This window comes from Streptomyces sp. AMJ-169 (assembly GCF_055597585.1).
On sequence record NZ_JBVLTJ010000017.1, the window covers coordinates 44,167 to 62,767 of the forward strand.

Annotated in this window: 15 protein-coding genes; 9 read left to right on the top strand and 6 right to left on the bottom strand. The window is 72.3% G+C overall.

What is annotated here, in order from left to right:
* Positions 1-359: 359 nt before the first annotated feature.
* The 3 genes from ACYUD3_RS32785 to ACYUD3_RS32795 form a co-directional block, all read right to left on the bottom strand.
* Positions 360-938: an RBBP9/YdeN family alpha/beta hydrolase gene (locus tag ACYUD3_RS32785; protein WP_470978081.1), complete on the bottom strand. Its 579-nt coding sequence runs from the start codon at positions 936-938 to the stop codon at positions 360-362.
* A 232-nt stretch (positions 939-1,170) separates the two neighbouring features.
* Positions 1,171-2,619, bottom strand: coding sequence for a 3-phosphoshikimate 1-carboxyvinyltransferase (locus ACYUD3_RS32790; RefSeq protein WP_470978083.1), 1,449 nt, complete (start codon positions 2,617-2,619; stop codon positions 1,171-1,173).
* A 223-nt stretch (positions 2,620-2,842) separates the two neighbouring features.
* Positions 2,843-3,775 carry an EamA family transporter gene (locus ACYUD3_RS32795; RefSeq protein WP_470978086.1) on the bottom strand — a complete coding sequence of 311 codons (933 nt, stop codon included), beginning with the start codon at positions 3,773-3,775 and terminating at the stop codon, positions 2,843-2,845.
* 114 nt (positions 3,776-3,889) lie between these two features.
* On the opposite strand from ACYUD3_RS32795, the gene ACYUD3_RS32800 reads away from it, so the two are divergent.
* The 8 genes from ACYUD3_RS32800 (at position 3,890) to ACYUD3_RS32835 (ending at position 12,384) form a co-directional block, all read left to right on the top strand.
* Positions 3,890-4,807: a LysR family transcriptional regulator gene (locus ACYUD3_RS32800; protein WP_470978090.1), complete on the top strand. Its 918-nt coding sequence runs from the start codon at positions 3,890-3,892 to the stop codon at positions 4,805-4,807.
* Positions 4,808-5,359: 552 nt separating this feature from the next.
* Entirely contained in the window at positions 5,360-6,364 is a 1,005-nt protein-coding gene (locus ACYUD3_RS32805) for a LacI family DNA-binding transcriptional regulator (protein ID WP_470978093.1), read from the top strand.
* A 136-nt stretch (positions 6,365-6,500) separates the two neighbouring features.
* Complete coding sequence (locus ACYUD3_RS32810; protein ID WP_470978096.1) at positions 6,501-7,913, top strand: S28 family serine protease; 1,413 nt, start codon at positions 6,501-6,503, stop codon at positions 7,911-7,913.
* A 90-nt stretch (positions 7,914-8,003) separates the two neighbouring features.
* Complete coding sequence (locus tag ACYUD3_RS32815; RefSeq protein WP_368451344.1) at positions 8,004-8,081, top strand: putative leader peptide; 78 nt, start codon at positions 8,004-8,006, stop codon at positions 8,079-8,081.
* Positions 8,082-8,277: 196 nt separating this feature from the next.
* A complete protein-coding gene (locus ACYUD3_RS32820) occupies positions 8,278-9,369 on the top strand; it encodes an LLM class flavin-dependent oxidoreductase (protein ID WP_470978099.1) in 1,092 nt (363 codons plus the stop codon).
* Positions 9,370-9,399: 30 nt separating this feature from the next.
* Positions 9,400-10,704: an ABC transporter substrate-binding protein gene (locus tag ACYUD3_RS32825; protein ID WP_470978103.1), complete on the top strand. Its 1,305-nt coding sequence runs from the start codon at positions 9,400-9,402 to the stop codon at positions 10,702-10,704.
* Positions 10,679-11,575, top strand: a complete 897-nt coding sequence (locus ACYUD3_RS32830; RefSeq protein WP_470978108.1) for a carbohydrate ABC transporter permease — start codon at positions 10,679-10,681, stop codon at positions 11,573-11,575. Before ACYUD3_RS32825 ends, ACYUD3_RS32830 begins: the two co-directional genes overlap by 26 nt.
* Positions 11,572-12,384, top strand: a complete 813-nt coding sequence (locus ACYUD3_RS32835) for a carbohydrate ABC transporter permease (protein ID WP_470978111.1) — start codon at positions 11,572-11,574, stop codon at positions 12,382-12,384. Before ACYUD3_RS32830 ends, ACYUD3_RS32835 begins: the two co-directional genes overlap by 4 nt.
* 10 nt (positions 12,385-12,394) lie before the next feature.
* Here the strand turns inward: ACYUD3_RS32835 and ACYUD3_RS32840 are convergent, their stop codons facing one another.
* Positions 12,395-13,669, bottom strand: a complete 1,275-nt coding sequence (locus tag ACYUD3_RS32840) for a HEAT repeat domain-containing protein (RefSeq protein ID WP_470978114.1) — start codon at positions 13,667-13,669, stop codon at positions 12,395-12,397.
* A gap of 136 nt (positions 13,670-13,805) precedes the next feature.
* On the opposite strand from ACYUD3_RS32840, the gene ACYUD3_RS32845 reads away from it, so the two are divergent.
* The gene (locus tag ACYUD3_RS32845) at positions 13,806-14,240 is read left to right on the top strand and encodes a DNA-binding protein (protein ID WP_470978118.1); all 435 of its coding nucleotides are present in this window, start codon (positions 13,806-13,808) and stop codon (positions 14,238-14,240) included.
* A 35-nt stretch (positions 14,241-14,275) separates the two neighbouring features.
* Here ACYUD3_RS32845 and ACYUD3_RS32850 read toward each other — a convergent pair whose 3' ends face one another.
* On the bottom strand, positions 14,276-14,680 hold the full coding sequence (locus ACYUD3_RS32850) for a hypothetical protein (protein ID WP_470978120.1): 405 nt from the start codon (positions 14,678-14,680) through the stop codon (positions 14,276-14,278).
* A gap of 198 nt (positions 14,681-14,878) precedes the next feature.
* On the bottom strand, positions 14,879-18,589 hold the full coding sequence (locus ACYUD3_RS32855; protein ID WP_470978124.1) for an ABC transporter ATP-binding protein: 3,711 nt from the start codon (positions 18,587-18,589) through the stop codon (positions 14,879-14,881).
* Positions 18,590-18,601 lie beyond the last annotated feature (12 nt).

Genomic DNA, 18,601 nt, shown 5'->3' on the forward strand with positions numbered 1-18,601 from the left:
GGGGGTGTGGGGGAGTTGGGGGCCGCTTGAAGCGGGGGGAGCTTCGGGGGTGTTGGGGGCGGCTTGCAGTGAGGGGGTTTCGGGAGCGTCGGGTGAGCATGTGCGCCCCTGCGGGGCGGGGGGAGGCCGGGGGTGGGGCTGTTGGGTGCCGGGTGCGGTCGGGCCCGCCGTGCGGTGCCGAGTATTTGCGGACCTGCGGGGGAGGCCGTGAGTGGGGCTGCTCGGTGCCGGGTGCGGCCTGCTCGTTGTGGGGCTTCGGGGCCGTCTCCTGTGCTCGCTGCGCTTCTCCAACTCTCCGGCCCGTCTTAGGTGTTGTCGGTCCGGTGGCTCCGGGTCCCCTCCCCCGGCCCCCAACTCCCCTACCTCGCCGACAGCTTCGCCTCGCCGTCCAGGCACCAGTCCAGGACCGACGGCCACTCCCCGTAGCCCTCGTCCAGGCTCAAGTGGCCCGCGCCCGGGAGGACTTCGGCCAGGACTCCCAAGGGGTCGCCGAAAGCTTGTTGGGCGCCCTCGGGGCAGTACGGGTCCGTGTCGCCCGCCACCAGGCGGATCGGGGCGGGCAGGGCCAGGCCGTCCAGGTGGGGCGGGGTGAACTCCGCCACCTCCGGGTGCGCGGCCAGGACCGACGCGGAGGGCGGGGCCACCAGCAGGACCCGTTCGACGCCGTCCAGGCCGGGCAGCCCCCGCGCCACCGCGTGCAGCCACAGCACGGCCGCCAGGCTGTGCGCGACGACCACCCGGCCGCCCCTGCCCAGCAGATGCCCCGCCAACTCGTCCAGCCACACGTCCAGTTCGGGTTCGTCCGGGTCGGGCAGCTGCGGATAGGCGACCTCATGGCCCAGCCCGGTCAGCCGGTCAGCCAGCCAGTGCTGCCAGTGGCCCTCGGGGCGGTGGTTCTGCCAGCCGTGCAGGATCAGGAAGGACGCGGTAGGGGTCATGGCCCGATCATTCCTCACCGCCCGGCGATCGGTCTCGGGACCGGGTTGTTCGGGTGTGGTCGGAGTAGGGGCGCAAAATGCTCGGGCGGGGTACCGGGAACGTTCGGGCGGGGTGCGGGAAACGCCGCCCCTCCCCATCGAGCGGGGTGCCAGAAACGCCGCCCCTCCCGAGCGGGCGGGGCTCTGAAAACGCCGTCCCTCCCGCTCGGGCAGGGCCCGAAAACTCCGTCCCTCAGCCCCCGATCTCCTCCCGCAGCCTCCCGAACACCTCATGGAACTCCGGGAACGTCTTGCGTACGCACCCCGGGTCGTCGAAGGAGATGCCCGGTGTGCGCAGGGACGTCACCGCGAAGGACATGACGATGCGGTGGTCGCCGTACGTCTTGATCTCGGCGGGGGCCGGTGTGCCCGGGGCGATCTCGATCCAGTCGGGGCCCGTCGTCACGGCCACGCCCAGGCGCCGCAGGTTCTCCGCGCACGCGTCCAGGCGGTCGCACTCCTTGACCCGCGTGTTGGCGACGTCCTCGATACGGACCGGGCCGTCGGCGAAGGGGGCGAGCGCGGCGAGGGTGGGCATCGTGTCGGAGATGTCCCGCATGTTGACGGTGACGCCGCGCAGGGTGCCGGTGCCTCGGACCGTCGTGCGGTCCACGGCGACGTCGACGTCCGCGCCCATCTCGCGCAGCACCTCCACGAACCCCAAGTCGCCCTGGAGCGCGCCCTTCCCGAGGCCCGGGACGGTGATCTCGGTACCGGTCAGCGCCGCCGCCGCGAAGAAGTAGCTCGCGGTGGAGGCGTCCGGTTCGATGGGGTAGGTGGCGGCACGGTAGCCGCCGGGCGGGACGACGTAGACGGTCTCACCGGGCCGGACTTCGCCGCCGGGGCCGACCGCACCTCCAGAACCAACCGCGCTTCCGGAACCGGCCGCTCCGGAACCAACCGCACCTCCAAGGCCAGCCGCTCCGGAACCGGCCGCACCTCCAGCACCAGCCGCTCCCGAGCCGGCTCCGCCGCCGGCGCCGGCCCCTCCTGATCCGGCCCCTCCTGATCCGGCGCCCCCGGAATCGCCCTCCACCTTCTCCACCCCCACCCCGAACGCCCGCATCATCGCGATCGTGATCTCGACGTACGGCACCGACACCAGATCCGTGACCCTGATCCGCAGCCCCTTGCGGGTCAGCGGGCCGAGGAGGAGCAGGGCCGTCAGGTACTGGGAGGACTGGCCGGCGTCCAGAGTCACCTCGCCGCCCTCCACCCCGGCCGCGTGCACGGTCAGCGGGTGGTGGCCCTCCTCCGCCCCGTGCCGCAGGTCGACGCCGAGGTCGCGCAGGGCCTGCGTGAGCGGGAGGAGCGGGCGGCGGCGCATCTGCGGGGACGCGTCGAAGCGGTACGTGCCGTGGCCCGCCGCCGCGAGGGTCGGCAGGAAGCGGGCGGTCGTCGCGCCGTCCCGGCAGTAGACGTCGGCCTCCGGGACCGCGGGACCCTGCGGGCGCCCGTCCACCTGCCAGCTGTCCGGCGTCCGCCCGACCCGGTACCCGAGGGCGGCCAGCCCCTCGGCGAACCCCTCCGTGTCGTCGGAGCGCAGCGGGCGGACCAGCGTCGTGACGCCGTCCGCAGCCGCCGCCAGGAAGAGGGCGCGCGCGGTGAGGGACTTGGACCCGGGGATGTCGACACGAGGCATGCCCGCCATGATCTCCCGGAGGAGGGGGCGGACGCGAGGGCGTCCAGGGGGTGGAACGGTGGGTTCCAGGTGAACGGCGGCGGACGGCTACGCGTACGAGGGTCCCGGCCGGGGTTTGTACGAGGGTCCCGGCCCGGACGTGTACGAGCGTCCCGGCCGGGATGTGTACGAGCGTCCCGGCCCGGACGTGTACGACCACTCCGGCGCCCACCGCACCGGACACCTACACCGCCCCGCCCACCCGCTCCCTCCGCTCAACCGCCCCCGCCCCCGCCCCCGCCCCCGCCCGAACAGCCCCCCTCTTCCCCGCCCCCAGCGAAGTCAGCGCCACCCCACCCACCAGCAACGCCCCCGCGCACCACCGCAGTCCGCTGATCCCCTCCCCCAGGAACACCGCCGCCGACGACATCCCGAACACCGGGACCAGGAGCGAGAACGGTGCGACCGTGGACGCCGGATGGCGGCGCAGCAGCCACCCCCACGCGCCGAAGCCGAAGACGGTCGCGCCCCAGGCCACGAACAGCACCGCCCCGACCCCCGCCCAGTCCAGTGACCGCAACGCCTCGATGTCCCGCCCCGCCCCTTCCGTCAGCAGCGAGAGCCCGAGCAGCGGCAGGACCGGGACCGTGCTGACCCAGACCATGAAGTTCAGGGCGTCGGGGGGCGCGGCCTTGCGGGTGAGGACGTTGGAGACGCCCCAGCAGGCGGCAGCGGCGATCACGAGGGCGAACGCGCCGAGCGGTCCTGAGGTGCCCTCGTCGACGGCGGCCACGCCGATGCCGGCGAGGGCGATGCCCATGCCCAACACCTTTGGCCAGGTGGGGCGTTCGCCCAGGACCGCGAAGGCGATGAGCGCGGTGAACACGGCCTGGATCTGGAGCACGAGCGAGGACAGCCCGGCGGGCATCCCGGCGGCCATCCCGACGAACACGAGCCCGAACTTGGCGACGCCCAGGGAGAGTCCGACGCCGAGGAGCCACTTCCAGGCGACCGTGGGCCGGCCCACGAAGAACACGGCGGGCAGCGCGGCCACCAGGAACCGCAGCGCGGAGAAGAGCAGCGGCGGGAAGTGGCCGAGGCCGATCTCGATGACCGTGAAGTTGACGCCCCACACGGCGGTGACGAGGACGGCGAGGAGGAGGTGAGCTGGTCGCATGCGTCGAGGATCACCTGGACCGAACGTGCAGTACCAGCGATGATTGCTGCACGGAAGGATGAAGCAACGCTAACCGATCAAGCCGAGACCGACAGTTCAGGGAGCCGTCCGCCCATGCTCGACCTCCAGCGCCTGCGCGCCCTGCACGCGGTCTCCGTCCACGGCACGGTCGGCGCCGCCGCTGCCGCCCTCGGTTACACCTCCTCCGCCGTCTCCCAGCAGATCGCCAAGCTGGAGCGGGAGACGCGGACCGTTCTCCTCGAACGCGAGGGCAGAGGTGTCCGGTTGACCGACGAGGCCCGGCAACTCGCCGTCACCGCACAGCAGTTGATGGCGATCGTCGAGCGGGCCGAGACCGATCTGGAGGAGCGCAGGGGGCTGCCCGCCGGGCGGCTGACCATCGCCGCGTTCCCCTCCGCCGCGCGCGGTCTGATGCCGGCGGTCCTCGCCGACCTGGCCCGCCGCCACCCCGCCCTCGACACCCGGCTCACCGAGGTCGACCCGCACCTCTCGGTGGACCTGGTGGCGAAGGGCGCCGTCGATCTGGTGATCGCCCATGACTGGGACATCGCCCCGCTGCCCGCCCCGGCCGGTGTCGAACAGGCGTATTTCGGCGACGACTTGTGCGACTTCCTGGTCCCCGAGGACCACCCCTTCGCCGGGCGCGCTTCGGTCCGGCACGAGGAGCTGGGCGGCGAGCGGTGGATCTGCCAGCCGCCGGGCCGGGTCTGCCACGAGTGGCTGCTGCGGACCCTGCGGACGGCGGGACATGAGCCGGAGGTGGTCCATCAGGCCGACGAGAACCCGACGTTGGTGGCCCTCGTCGCGGCGGGACTCGGGGTCGCGCTGATCCCCCGCCTCGGGCGCGGCCCGCTCCCGCCGGGCGTCGTCGAGGTCGCCCTGGAACCGGTCCCGGTCCGCCACCTCTACGCCCTCTGGCGCAAGGGCGCGGCCCGCCGCCCGGCGATCGCGGAGACGGTCCGCACGGTCAGGGACCACTGGCCGAGGGTGAGCGCACGGCCGCCGGCGTAGCGACTGTCCGGCGACCCTGGCGATTGCCCGGCGGCTACCCCGGAGCGGTCTGACCGCCAACTTGCCTCGCCCATAAGGGATTTACCCGGACCCGGCGGCTGCCCGGCCGGGCTCGGCGGCTGCCCGGCCGGGCCGGCCCGGAGCAGCCCTGGCCGCCGACTCGCCCTCCCTGTACGGGACTTCCTCCCCGCCTCCCCCGATCTGCCCGTGCCGGGAACCCGCTCGCCCCCGCCCGCGTCCAACCCCCGGCACTGCCGGAGAGCCTCCTCGGTGCGGTGCCGGTCTCGCTCTTGCCGCGAGCGTCGGCCCAACCCTCTCCGCCGCACCCCGGCCGGCAGCATGACCGTCATCGGCGCGCACCCCTCCAAAGCGCCGGTGACGGCCTCCAAGCCGCCCAAGCACCCCAAGCCGCCGAGCATCCCAAGTCGCCGAGTCTCCCAACGCCGACCCTTCAAGTCCCCGGCGTCACACCCCCGTTGCCCCCCATGAACACTCCATGTCAGCCCCGTTGCCCCCACCCCCCAACCCCCTCCCCCACCGTAAAGTGGCCCGATGCGTGCGGGGATCGGGCTCAGGGACGTGGCCGAGCGGGCCGGGGTGTCGATGCGGACCGTGTCCAACGTCGTGCGCGGCACCGGCCGTTTCTCCGAGGCGACCCGGGAGCGGGTGCTGAGGGCCGTCGAGGAGCTGGGGTACCGCCCGAACACGGCCGCGCGCGGGCTGCGTACGGGCCGCAGCGGGGTGCTGCTGCTCGCCGTGCCCGACCTGTCGATGCCGTACTTCGCCGAACTGGCCGGACATGTCCTGCGCCAAGCCGCCGACCACGGCTGCACGTTGCTCGTCGAGGCCACCGGCGGCGCCCCGCACGCCGAACTCGAACTCGCCCTCGGCCGCACCGACCCCTTGGTCGACGGAGTCATCCTCAGCCCGCTCGCCCTGGACGAGAAAGCGGCCTCGACCGCCCCTCCCAGCACCCCACTTGTGCTGCTCGGCGAACGCCTCCACGACCTCCCCCACCCGCACGTCACCATCGACAACACCGGCGCCGCCCGCGAGGCGACCGCCCACCTCATCGCCCGGGGCCGGCGCCGGATCGGCGTGATCGGCCGCCAGACGGTCCCGCACGCCGGCACCTCCGACACCCGCCTCGTCGGCCACCGCCAGGCACTTGAGGCCGCGGGGCTCGGCTACGACGAACAACTCGCCCCGCCCGTAAGGTCGTACGACCGCACCGCCGGAGCCGAGGCCATGCGCGCGCTGCTCGCGTTGGCCCAACCCCCGGACGCCGTCTGCTGTTTCGCCGACACCATGGCCGAGGGCGCCCTGTACGCGGCGCGGGAGCGGGGGCTGCGGGTGCCCGGCGACCTCGCGGTGACGGGGTTCGACGATATCGAGACCGCCCGGTATGTCTCCCCTCCGCTCACCACCGTCGCCCCGGACAAGTCCGAGCTGGCGCGGCTCGCGGTGACGGCCCTGCTGCGCCGGATCGAGGGCGGCGGCGACCAGCGGTCACCGCTCGTCGCCGGGCACCAGTTGGTCGTCCGCGAGAGTGCCTGAGAACACCAACTGGCCCTCGCCAGGCGCACGGTGAGCGATGCCCCCTGGTGTCACGCCCCGGCGCTGGGCTACGTTCCGGCGGACATTCCTCACACCCGCCGCACAGGCGGGGCATGGAAAGGAAGGGTGCACGCGCATGCGCAAGGCGCTCAGATGGCTGCTCACGCTCATCGTGCTCATAGGCACACTGGGCACGGCCACCACGACGGCCACCGCCGCCGAGGCCGACATCAAGGACCGGCTGCTGGCGATCCCGGGCATGAGCCTGGTGCAGGAGAAGCCGTACCCCGGCTACCGGTTCTTCGTGCTGGAGTACACGCAGCCCATCGACCACCGGCACCCGGGGGCCGGCACGTTCCAGCAGCGGATCACCGTGCTGCACAAGGACGTCAGCCGCCCGACCGTCTTCTACACCGGCGGCTACGGCGTCTCCACCAACCCCGGCCGCCGCGAGCCCACGCAGATCGTCGACGGCAACCAAGTCTCCATGGAGTACCGCTACTTCGCCCCGTCGCGCCCCCAAGAGCCCGCCGACTGGACCAAGTTGACGATCTGGCAGGCGGCGAGCGACCAACACCGCGTCTTCCAGGCCCTGAAGCCGGTCTACACGAAGAACTGGCTTGCCACCGGCGGCTCCAAGGGCGGCATGACGGCGACCTACTACGAGCGCTTCTACCCGCGTGACATGAACGGCGTCGTCGCCTACGTCGCCCCCAACGACGTGGTGAACGACGAGGATTCGGCGTACGACCGCTTCTTCGCGACCGTCGGCACCAAGGAGTGCCGCGACCGCCTGAACGCCGTGCAGCGCGAGGCGCTGGTGCGCCGGGCGCCGCTGGAGGAGCGGTACGCGAAGTACGCGGCGGAGAACGAGTACACGTTCACCACGATCGGCACCCTCGACAAGGCGTACGAGGCCGTCGTCCTCGACTACGTGTGGGGCTTCTGGCAGTACGCGAACCTCTCGGACTGCGAGTCGATCCCGGCCGACGCCCGCAGCGCCACCGACGAGGACATCTGGAACTCGGTCGACGCGATCTCCGGGTTCTCCGCCCCCGCCGACCAGAGCCTCGCCGCGTACGTCCCGTACTACTACCAGGCGGCCACCCAACTCGGCGCGCCCACCATCAAGTTCCCGCACATCGAGAAGAAGTACATCCGCTACGGCTACCAGCCGCCGTCGAACTACGTCCCGAAGAACATCCCGATCCCGCGCTTCCAGACCTACGCGATGGCCGACATCGACCACTGGATCCGCCACCACGCGCGCCGCACGCTCTACGTGTACGGGCAGAACGACCCGTGGGGCTCGGAGCGGTTCCGCGTCGACAAGGGCGCGAAGGACTCGTACGTGTTCACCGCGCCCGGCATGAACCACGGCGCGAACGTCGCCGGGCTCGCCGCCGGCCAGAAGGACTTCGCCACCGCCCGCGTGCTGGACTGGGCGGGCCTGTCCGACGCCGCCGTCACGGCCGCGAAGCCGCTCGCGCGCTACGACGCGAAGCTGGACGTCCACGACCTGGAGCGGGAGCCGGCGCTGCGCCCCTGAGCTGCTCTCCCGTCACTCTCCGACGGCCGGCCGGCCCACATTCCGGTCGGCCGTCGTGCCTTTCACCGGCGATGTGTATAGTCCCGGCCCATGGAATCCACCGGTGTCGAGCTTGTGAAGCGCGCCCACGTCGACCTGCTCCGGGTCGCCACCGCGCTGTGTAGCTGACCCCTGCTCGCGCCCTCCGCGTGACTCCGCGCGCCTGATTCCGGCGCCCTCTTCACGAATTCCCCCGATCCCGCCGTTTTCCGTGCCTTTCCGTACGGCTCGGCGGCGCCCCGCCTTTGGCGTGATTCAACGTTGCATCCACGCCGGAATCGCATATTGCCTGCGTATCCCCGCTCCATAGGCCGTTGGAGACCTCATGACCGTGCGCCTGCACTGGTTCCTGCCCACCACCGGTGACGACCGTGACGTCGTCGGTGTCACCGCCCGCGACTCGCTCCAGTCCCGTTCCACCGCGCGCCCGCCGACCCTGGACTACCTCGCCCAGGTCGCGCGCGCCGCCGAGTCGGCCGGTTTCGAGGCGGTGCTGACCCCGACGGGCAGCGACTGCGAGGACTCCTGGCTGACCACGGCCGCCCTCCTCCCGCAGACCAGCCGGCTGAAGTTCCTGGTCGCGTTCCGCCCCGGCGTGATCGCCCCGCCGCTGGCCGCGCAGATGACGGCGACCTACCAACGCCTCTCGGGCGGACGCCTGTTGCTGAACGTCGTCACCGGCTCCGACGCCGACGAACAGCGCGCCTACGGCGACTTCCTCTCCCACACCGAGCGCTACACCCGCACGGCGGAGTTCCTGGAGCTGCTGCGGACGGCGTGGACGGGCGAGCCGTACGACTACGAGGGCGCCCACTACCGGGTCGCGGGCGGACGGCTGCGCAAGCCGCCGGTCCCCCAGCCCCCGGTGTTCTTCGGGGGTTCGTCCGCCGCCGCTCTGCCTGTCGCCGCCAAGTACGCCGACACGTACCTCACGTGGGGTGAGCCGCCCGCCGCCGTGGCCCAGAAGATAGGCCGGGTACGGGAGTTGGCCGCCGCCGAGGGGCGGGAGCTGTCGTACGGGATCCGGCTGCACGTCATCAGCCGGGACACCGCCGCCGAGGCGTGGGCGGAGGCCGACCGCATCCTGGACAGCCTCGACCCGGCCGCGATCGCGGCGGCGCACGAGCGGTTCCGGAACTCGGAGTCGGCCGGGCAGCGGGCGATGGCCGCGCTCAGCGGCGGGCGCACCGACCGGCTTGAGATCCACCCCAACCTGTGGGCCGGGTTCGGGCTCGTGCGGCCCGGCGCCGGTACCGCCCTGGTCGGCAGCCATAGCCAAGTCGCCGAGCGGATCGAGGAGTTCGCCGCGCTCGGCATCGAGCACTTCATCCTCTCGGGCCAGCCGCACCTGGAGGAGGCGATCCGGTTCGGGGAGTGCGTACGGCCGCTGCTCGCCTCGCAACTCGCCGCCGTCTGACACCAGTTCACCAGAAAGAGACCTCACGCCATGTCCCGTGCGCTCGACAGACGATCCGCCCTCCGCCTCTTCGCCGCCTCCGGCCTCGGTCTGGGCCTGGCCGCCTGCGCCGGTCCCGGCGGCAGCGGCGGCGCCTCCTCCGGGGGCAGCAACTCCCCTTCCGCGCTCGCCACTTCGGGCGCCGTCAAGGGCACCGTGTCCTTCGCCCACTGGCGGGCCGAGGACAAGGCGGTCATCGCGCGGTTGGTGAAGGCGTTCACGGCGAAGCATCCGGACGCGGGCGTCGAGCAGGACATCTCACCCTCCGCCGACTACCAGTCGACGGCCCTGCGCCGCATCCAGGGCTCGAAGACCGGTGACCTGTTCACGGCGTTCCGGGGCGCGCAGTTCCAGCAGATCGTGAAGGCCGGCGTGTACGCGCCGCTGACCGGGACGGACGTGGTCGGCAAGTACCAGGCGAACCTGATCGCGCCGGGCGCGCTGAGCGGCCAACAGTACGGTCTGCCCTACCAGTTGGTGTTCAACATGCCGCTCGCCAACGCGGACGCCCTCGACAAGGCGGGGCACACCAGCGCGCCGAAGGACTGGAACGGCTTCCTCCAGCTGCTCGACGACCTCAAGTCCAAGGGCTACACGCCGCTCGCGTGGCCGGGCGGCGACACCGCGAACGCGGGGCAGCTGCTCAACACGATGGTCATGAACAACGCGCCCAGCGACGACATGTTCACGAAGGTCGAGTCGGGCGCGTACAAGGTGACCGACGACTGGTTCCTCAAGACCCTTGAGCAGTACGCCCAGTTGGCGCCCTACTTCCAGGCCCGCGCGACCGGCTCGACCACCGACGCGGTCGTCCAGCTCTTCGCCGAGGGCAAGGCCGGGCTGCTGGCGACGGGTTCCTTCCAGATGGCCGGGGTGCGGGCGCTGGGCGCGAAGTTCCCCTTCGACCTGGTCGCGCCGATCACTACCGACGCCGGGAAGGCGAAGTACGAGGGCGTCTTCAACACGACGTTCATCCTGGGCGTGAACAGCGCGTCCAAGGTGCAGCCCGCGGCGTACGCGTTCCTGGAGTTCCTCAGCGACCCGGTGAACGCGGCCACGTACGCCAACGGGACCGGGCAGCATGTGACCGTCTCCGGGGTCGAGTACACCAACACCGACCTGAAGGCCGTCGCGCCCTGGCTGACGCGCAAGACGCTGCTGGCGCCGCGCTTTCAGTTCCTGGACCTGGACATCCGGTCGGCCGTCGAGAACGCGGCCGTGGCCGTCGTCGGGGGGAAGAAGCCGGCGCAGGCGGCCGAGGAGGCCCAGCGTGTCATCGACCAGAAGCGCGCGTAGCCGCCGCCGTACGGCGCGGGCGCTGTGGCTGTTCCCGGTGCCCGCGCTGGGGCTGTACCTGTTCTTCTTCGCGTACCCGACCGTGCAGGCGGTGCAGTACGCGCTGACGGACTGGGACGGCTACAGCGCGGCGTACAAGAACGTCGGTCTGAAGAACTTCACTCAACTGACCACTTCTGACGACGTGTTCAGGAACGCGGCCGAGAACAACCTGAAGCTGATGGTCGTGGTGGTGCTCGCGCAGACCGCGCTGGCGCTGCTGCTCGCGCTGTATCTGGTGCGCACGACCCGGATGTCGACGTTCCTGCGGGCGCTGTTCTTCCTGCCGACGGTCCTGTCGTCGGTGTCGGTCGCGTTCGTGTGGCGGTTCGTGTACGACCCCGACGGCGGGCTGCTCAACTCGGGCCTGCGGACTGTGGGGTTGGGCGGCTTGCAGTCGGTGTACCTGGGGAACCCGGACACGGCCGTGTTCTGGCTGGCGCTGACGCAGGTGTGGTTCCACGCGGGCCAGATGATGGTCGTGTTCGTCGCCGGACTCCAGGCGATCCCACGGGAGTTGTACGAGGCGGCGGAGCTGGACGGGGCCGGGCGGTGGGCGCGGTTCCGGTACGTGACGTGGCCGCTGGTGGCGCCGGCGACCGGCATCGTCGTCGCGTACACAACGGTCCAGTCTTTCAAGGCATTTGACCTGGTCCTCGGGCTCGGCGGGAATCCGCCGGGTCCTGCGCTCGATCTGCTCTCGACGCGGGTCTACACGACCTTCTCCAACAACCAGTTCGGCTACGCGGCGGCGCAGTCGCTGCTGTTCATGGCGCTCATCGCGCTGCTGACGTGGGTGCAGCGGCGGGCGATCAGGAGGGCGACCCGATGACCAGGACCCTGCGACCGGTCGTACTGACGCTGGGCGTGCTGACGGTCGTGCTGCCGCTGCTGGTGGTCGTGTTCGGCACCTTCAAGACCCTTCCCCAGCTGTTCGGTTCACCGCTGGCGCCGCCGTCGTCGCCGACGCTCGACAACTACCGGCGGGCCGTGGACGAGGGCGGGCTGGGCTCGGCGTTCGTCAACAGCGCGCTCGTCACGGCGGGCGCGGTGACCCTCACGCTCGTCGTGGCGGCCCTGGCGGCGTTCTTCTGCGCCCGCGTGCCGGGCCGCGCGGGCTGGATCGTCTACGGCGTCCTCGTGGCCGGTCTCGCGGTGCCCGCGCAGGCGGCGATCGTCCCGCAGTACGTCCTGTTCGACCGGCTCGGCCTCACCGACAGCCTCCTCGGGCTGGTCCTGGTCGACACGACGATGACGCTGCCGACGGCCGTGTTCATCCTCGGCGGGTTCCTGCGGACGATCCCCGAGGAGCTGTACGAGGCGGCCGAGCTGGACGGCGCCGGGCCGCTGCGGGCGTTCCGCTCGATCGCGCTGCCGCTGACCCGGCCCGCGCTCGCGACGACGGCGATCTTCCTGTTCGTCATGGACTGGAACGACCTGCTCTACCCGCTGCTGTTCATCCGCTCCCACGAGCACCGCACGCTGCCGCTGGCGCTGCTGGACTTCCAGGGCGAGTTCCTGACCCAGTACCCCTTGCTGTTCGCGGGGGTCGTGATCGCGTCGGTGCCGGTGGTCGTCGTCTACGTGCTGCTGCAACGGCACTTCGTGTCGGGGCTGACGGCGGGGGCGGTGCGGGGGTGAGGGGCCGGGTTCATATGCGGTACGCCCCCGTACGCGGCACCCCGTGCACGCGCGCGTGGGGCGTCAGGGCGATCAGGCCCGTGCCGCGCACCCGCGTCATCGGGCCCAGCGTGTAGGGGCTGACGCTCAGTTCGGCGGCCAGTTCGGGGGCGAGGTGGCCCGCGCGGTCGGTCCAGTCGGCGTCGTCGGCCAGGAGCGCGCGGTGCGCCTCCTCGGCGGGCAGGGGCTCGCCCAGGGTGTAGACGTCGTCGTCGGCCGCCCAGGACGCCGCGAACCGCCGTACGGGCCTGCCCTCCTCGGCGATCAGCCAGCCGGAGCCGTCGCCCTGTTCGCCGAAGTAGTAGGCGTGGGCGCGGCCGTAGTGGGCGCTCAGTTCGGTGACCAGCTCCAGGACGTCGGCGGCGCGGCCGGGGTCGACGGGGTTGCACCAGGGGCCCAGGACGAGGGTCCAGCCGTCGAGCTGCGGGGTGACGTGGACGCGGCCGTACTCGGTGACGTCATGGCTGTCGTGCGCCCCGACGCTGCGGGCCAGCGCGAAGGTCGCCGGACGGGCGCCCCACAGGCCGAGGCGTTTGACGACGCCCTCCTGGTCGTCGCCGGGGACGGCGATCCAGGAGGTGAAGCAGACGTCCAGGGGCTGCGGCCGGTCCGCGCGGAGCTTGACGCGGACCAGGCGCTGTACGGCGGCCCGGTCGCGCGGGGAGAGGGCCTCCTCTCCGCCGACGCCGGCCAGCGCGGACAGCGCCCGCGCGCGCAGCCGCCCGGGGCCGTGTGCGCGCACCGCGCGGAGGGGTTCCAGGGCTTCGGGGCCGATCAGGGTGAGGACGCACTGCGCGCGCTCGGCGACCTCGGGGACGGGGTCGCCCAGGAGAGGGATCAGGGCGGCGACGACGGACGGGACGTCCAGGGCGGGGGCCGGGCGGCGGCCGTAGGCGAGCGAGCAGACGGTCTGCAAGCCCTGGGCCGCTGCGGAGCGGACCTGCGCGTGCGGGTGCGCGAGGGCCTCCATGTACCGCCCGACCGTGCCCAGCGCGGTGAACACGCGGCGGGCGCGGCCCCTGCGCTCCTCGTCGGGCGCGGTGATCAGGGCGGCCAGGACGTCGTCGTAGGCGGGGGCGCCGATCCGCTTGGTCAGGACGAACTCGATCTCCCAGGGCTTGACCGAGGAGGCGGGGTCCCACAGTTCGCGCAGGAGGGGGCGGACGGCCGCGCGTCCCATGGCGGCGAGTTCGTCGCGCGCGCTCGCCCGGCGCTCCAGGTGGGCGAGCTGCCTGATGACGTCCATACGCTGTTCCCCGTTCCCCCGGCGTTCGGTGCGTTTCCATGGTCGCAAACGTGTCTGAGAACGCGACAGGCTCCTTGAACAAGGTGTTTGCAATAACCAGTTGAGGTCTGCTCGTTTATTTCGCATGCTGGGGCACATGTCCATGATTCCTCCCGATCCCTTCACCCCTCCCGACCCCGACGAGGCCCGCGCGCGGCGTGCGCCCGCTGCGCTTTTCCGCATATCCGAGCGGTACGCCGCGAGCGAAGCGCGGCGCGCCCGGCAGACGAACCCGATGGTGCTCGCGCCGCACGAGGCGGTGCGGCTGGTGGCGTTCCTGCTCAGCGGGGCGGCGCTGCTCGCGGAGGACGAGCCGGAGCTGGACCTGTCCGACGTCACGGCCGCCCTCACCCTCGTCCCGCTGATGCGTGCCGAGACGGACGAGCTGGAGGCGGGGCTGCTGGAGATGGCGCGCGGGCGCGGGATGACGTGGCAGGAGATCGCGTTCGGGCTGGGGCTGGGGACACCGCAGGCGGCCCGGCAGCGGTACGAGCGGCTGGCCGGCCGGCGGGACGAGGGGGCGGCGCTGTAGGGGGCGGCGCCTGCGATCGGCCGTCTAGCGTGCCGTCAGCACAGGATCCAGCCCGAGCTGACCGACCCCGTCCCGGCGGTCCCCCGTACCCACACGCACCGCCGTCCCGCGTGGACCGTCACCGCCGGGGAGGTCCTGGGGTGCAGCCGGGTGCGGCGGACGGGGAGGTTGCCGCGCGCCTGCACGCTGACCGACAGCAGCTGCCGTCCGCCGGGCCGCTTGGCGTGGGTGACCGCGCAGACGTATCCGCCGGGCCGCTTGTAGATCAGGACCGAGCCGGTGGCGAAGGTGAGCGTGCGTACCTTGCGCCCGACGCAGACGGCTCCCTGCTCCCCCTGCGCCGCCCCGGCCACCCCGGGCGCCGCCACCGCGAACAGCCCGGCCGTCATCACCACGGCCGCCGCCCGCGCCAGCCGGCGCCGCGTTCCCCGCCCATCCATGACCCCACCCGTAGCTGTCGCCCGCCCCCGTACTGATGTACGGACGCAGGACGTATGTCGGACGGTTGCACGACCGTCACGGGGACGGGTGGCGCGGGGCGGGATCAGGCCGCACCGCGTTCCCGCGGGAAACGGCGGCAGGAGCCCGGACCGGGCCGCCTCAGACGCCGCCGGCCCCGCCCGCTCAGCCCCGCCCGCTCACCCCTCCACCCCCACCGCCTCCCCCACGAACGCCCGCCACAGCCGCGCGTACCGCCCCTCCAGCGCCAGCAGTTCCTCGTGCGTCCCGTCCTCCGCGACGCGTCCGTCGGACATGACGACCACCCGGTCCGCGCGGGCGGCGGTGGTCAGCCGGTGGGCGACGACCAGGGTCGTGCGGCGGCCCGACAGGCGTTCCGTCGCCTGGTTGACCTGTGCCTCCGTCGCCAGGTCCAGCGCCGCCGTCGCCTCGTCCAGCAGCAGGACGTCCGGGTCGACCAGTTCCGCGCGCGCCAGCGCTATCAGCTGCCGTTGCCCGGCGGACAGGTTGCGGCCCCGCTCGGCGACCTCGTGCAGATACCCGCTCTCCAGCTTCGCGATCATCTCGTGCGCCCCCACGGCCCGCGCCGCCGCCTCGACCTGGGCGTCGCTCGCGGCGGGGCGGCCGTAGGCGATGGCGTCGCGGATCGTGCCCTGGAAGAGGTACGCCTCCTGCGGGACCACGCCCAGGCGGTGGCGGTAGGACGTCAGGTCGAGGCTGCGCAGGTCGGTGCCGTCGGCCAGCACCCGCCCGGACGTGGGGTCGTAGAAGCGGGCCACCAGCTTCACCAGGGTCGACTTGCCCGCGCCGGTCTCGCCGACGAACGCGACGGTCTGGCCCGCCGGGATGGTCAACGAGACGCCGGTCAGGGCCTCTTCGTCGTCGGTGTAGGCGAAGTGGACGTCGTCGAAGGCGACTTCGCCGCGCAGCGAGAGCACTTCCAGGGGTTCGTCGGCGGACTTGGTGGACGTCGGTTCGCGCAGCAACTCCTGTATGCGGCCCAGCGACACGCTCGCCTGCTGGTAGCCGTCGAAGACCTGGGAGAGCTGCTGCACAGGGGCGAAGAACAGGTCGATGTAGAGGAGGTAGGCGACCAGCGCGCCCGTGGTGAGCGTCGCGTCCTGCACCCGCCCGGCGCCCGCGACCAGGACGGCGGCTGCGGCCACCGTCGACAGGAGCTGGACGAACGGGAAGTACACGGAGATCAGCCACTGCCCGCGCACCCGCGCGTCCCGGTAGGACCGACTGCCTTGCGCGAAGCGGGACTTGCCGTCGCTCTCGCGCCGGAACGCCTGCACGATCCGCAGCCCGGCGACGGCCTCCTGGAGGTCGGCGTTGACACCGGAGATCCGCTCACGGGCGAGCTCGTACGCCTTCACGCTGGCCCGGCGGAAGAAGTACGTGCCGACGACCAGCGGCGGCAGGGTCAGGAAGACCACCAGGGCCAGCTGGACGTCGATGACGACGAGGGCGGCCATGATGCCGAAGAAGGTGACGACGGAGACGAACGCGGTGACGAGCCCGGTCTGGAGGAACGTCGACAGCGCGTCGACGTCCGTCGTCATCCGGGTCATGATCCGGCCGGTCAGCTCCCGTTCGTAGTAGTCGAGTCCGAGCCGCTGGAGCTGGGCGAAGATCTTCAGGCGGAGCGAGTAGAGGACGCGTTCGCCGGTGCGGCCCGTCATGCGGGTCTCGCCGATCTGCGCGGCCCACTGGATGAGGACGGTGACCAGCGCGAGCAGCGAGGCGGCCCAGACCGCGCCGAGGGCGGCCTCGGTGACGCCGGAGTCGATGCCGTGCCGGATCAGCACGGGCAGCAGCAGGCTCATGCCGGCGTCGGTGGCGACGAGCGCGAGGCTGATCAGCAGCGGGGTACGGAACCCGCGCAGCAGCCGGCGCAGGCCGTAGGAGTCCTCGGGGGTGACCGCGCGTGCCTCGTCTATCCCCGGGGTGTCGGCCGCCGGGGGCAACGCCTCGACCTGGGCGAGGAGTTCGGGGGTCGCCGGGGTGCCGGAGAGGGCGGTGTCCCTGGGTATTCGCTCACCGGCCCACAGCCGGGGCGTGATCCCGCGCTCGGCGTCGAACTCGGCGTCCAGCTCGTCCCGTACGGTCGTGTCCTCGGCCTCCTCCGGTACCCGGCCCGCGAGTTGATGTCCGGAGCTGACCGCGCCGAGTCCGTCCGGGTCGGTCAACAGGCGCCGGTACAGAGGCGATCGGCGTTCCAGCTCCTCGTGGGTGCCGACGTCGGCGAGGCGGCCGGCGTCCAGGACGGCGATGCGGTCGGCGAGGTTGAGGGTGGAGCGGCGGTGGGCGATGAGGAGGGTGGTGCGGTCCCGCATGACGTGCGCGAGCGCCTCGTGGATCTCGTGCTCGACGCGGGCGTCGACGGCCGAGGTGGCGTCGTCGAGGACGAGGAGGCGGGGGTCGGTGAGGATGGCGCGGGCGAGGGCGACGCGCTGGCGCTGGCCGCCGGAGAGGGTGAGGCCGTGCTCGCCGACCTTCGTGCCGTAGCCGTGCGGCAGCTCGGCGATGAAACGGTCCGCCTGGGCGGCGCGGGCGGCGCTCTCGATCTCGGCGTCGGTGGCGCCGGGGCGGCCGTAGGCGATGTTCTCGCGGACGGTCGCGGAGAACAGGAACGAGTCCTCGGGGACCAGGCCGATCGCGGCGCGCAGGGAGTCGTGGGTCAGCTCGCGGACGTCGTGGCCGCCGACCAGGACGGCGCCGTGGGTGACGTCGTAGAAGCGCGGCAGGAGCAGGGAGAGCGTCGACTTGCCAGAACCCGAGGCGCCGACGACGGCCAGGGTCTCGCCGGGGCGGATCTCGAAGCTGAGGCCGTTCAGGACGGGGGTGTCGCCGTAGCCGAAGGACACGTCGTCGAACTCGACGGTCGCCGGGGCGTCGGCGGGCAGTTCCTTGGTGCCCTCGCGCAGCGTCGGTTCGGTGTCGATGAGTTCGAGGACGCGTTCGGTGCCGGCGCGGGCCTGCTGGCCGACGGTGAGGACCAGCGCGAGCATCTTCACCGGGCCCACGAGCTGGGCGAGGTAGGTGGAGAAGGCGACGAACGTGCCGAGCGTGATGTGCCCGCGCACCGCGAGCCAGCCGCCGAGCGCGAGCATCGCGACCTGCCCGAGCGCGGGGACGGCCTGGAGGGCGGGCGTGTACCTGGAGTTGAGCCGTATCGTCCGCAGCCGCCCGGCGAACAGCCGCCGCCCGACCTCGCGCAGTTTCCCGGTCTCCTGCTCCTCCTGCCCGAACCCCTTGACGACGCGGACGCCGCTGACGGCCCCGTCGACGACCCCGGCGACGGCGGCGGCCTGGGCCTGCGCGTACCAGGTCGCGGGGTGCAGCCGGGTCCTGCTGCGCCCGGCGATCCAGATCAGGGCGGGTCCGACGGCGAGCGCGACCAGGGTCAGCGGGATCGACAGCCACGCCATGACCACCAGCGACACCACGAACAGGGCGGCGTTGCCGATCGTCATCGGCAGCATGAACAGCAGGCTCTGGATCAGCTGGAGGTCGCTGGTGGCGCGGCCGACGACCTGCCCGGTCGACAGCTCGTCCTGGCGGCGGCCGTCGAGCCGGGTGATCGTGGCGTACATCTCGGTGCGCAGGTCGTGCTGCACGTCGAGGGCGAGCCGGCCGCCGTAGTAGCGGCGGACGTAGGTGAGCGCGTACACGACGACGGCGGCGCCGATCAGCGCTCCCGCCCAGGGGGCCATGGAACGCGTGCGGTCGCCGACGACGTCGTCGATGATGACCTTCGTGATCAGCGGCATCAGCGCTGTCACGGCCATGCCCAGGAGCGACGAGACGAGGGCCAGGACCACGTCCTTCGGATACCGCCAGGCGTATCCCGCCAGCCGTTTCGCCCACCCCGGTTGCGCTGTCACGCGGTGTCCTCC

Coding starts and splice junctions, on each gene's coding strand:
- ACYUD3_RS32785 (WP_470978081.1), bottom strand. CDS start 938: ATGACCCCTACCGCGTCCTTCCTGATCCTGCACGGCTGGCAGAACCAC.
- ACYUD3_RS32790 (WP_470978083.1), bottom strand. CDS start 2,619: ATGCCTCGTGTCGACATCCCCGGGTCCAAGTCCCTCACCGCGCGCGCC.
- ACYUD3_RS32795 (WP_470978086.1), bottom strand. CDS start 3,775: ATGCGACCAGCTCACCTCCTCCTCGCCGTCCTCGTCACCGCCGTGTGG.
- ACYUD3_RS32800 (WP_470978090.1), top strand. CDS start 3,890: ATGCTCGACCTCCAGCGCCTGCGCGCCCTGCACGCGGTCTCCGTCCAC.
- ACYUD3_RS32805 (WP_470978093.1), top strand. CDS start 5,360: ATGCGTGCGGGGATCGGGCTCAGGGACGTGGCCGAGCGGGCCGGGGTG.
- ACYUD3_RS32810 (WP_470978096.1), top strand. CDS start 6,501: ATGCGCAAGGCGCTCAGATGGCTGCTCACGCTCATCGTGCTCATAGGC.
- ACYUD3_RS32815 (WP_368451344.1), top strand. CDS start 8,004: ATGGAATCCACCGGTGTCGAGCTTGTGAAGCGCGCCCACGTCGACCTG.
- ACYUD3_RS32820 (WP_470978099.1), top strand. CDS start 8,278: ATGACCGTGCGCCTGCACTGGTTCCTGCCCACCACCGGTGACGACCGT.
- ACYUD3_RS32825 (WP_470978103.1), top strand. CDS start 9,400: ATGTCCCGTGCGCTCGACAGACGATCCGCCCTCCGCCTCTTCGCCGCC.
- ACYUD3_RS32835 (WP_470978111.1), top strand. CDS start 11,572: ATGACCAGGACCCTGCGACCGGTCGTACTGACGCTGGGCGTGCTGACG.
- ACYUD3_RS32840 (WP_470978114.1), bottom strand. CDS start 13,669: ATGGACGTCATCAGGCAGCTCGCCCACCTGGAGCGCCGGGCGAGCGCG.
- ACYUD3_RS32845 (WP_470978118.1), top strand. CDS start 13,806: ATGTCCATGATTCCTCCCGATCCCTTCACCCCTCCCGACCCCGACGAG.
- ACYUD3_RS32850 (WP_470978120.1), bottom strand. CDS start 14,680: ATGGATGGGCGGGGAACGCGGCGCCGGCTGGCGCGGGCGGCGGCCGTG.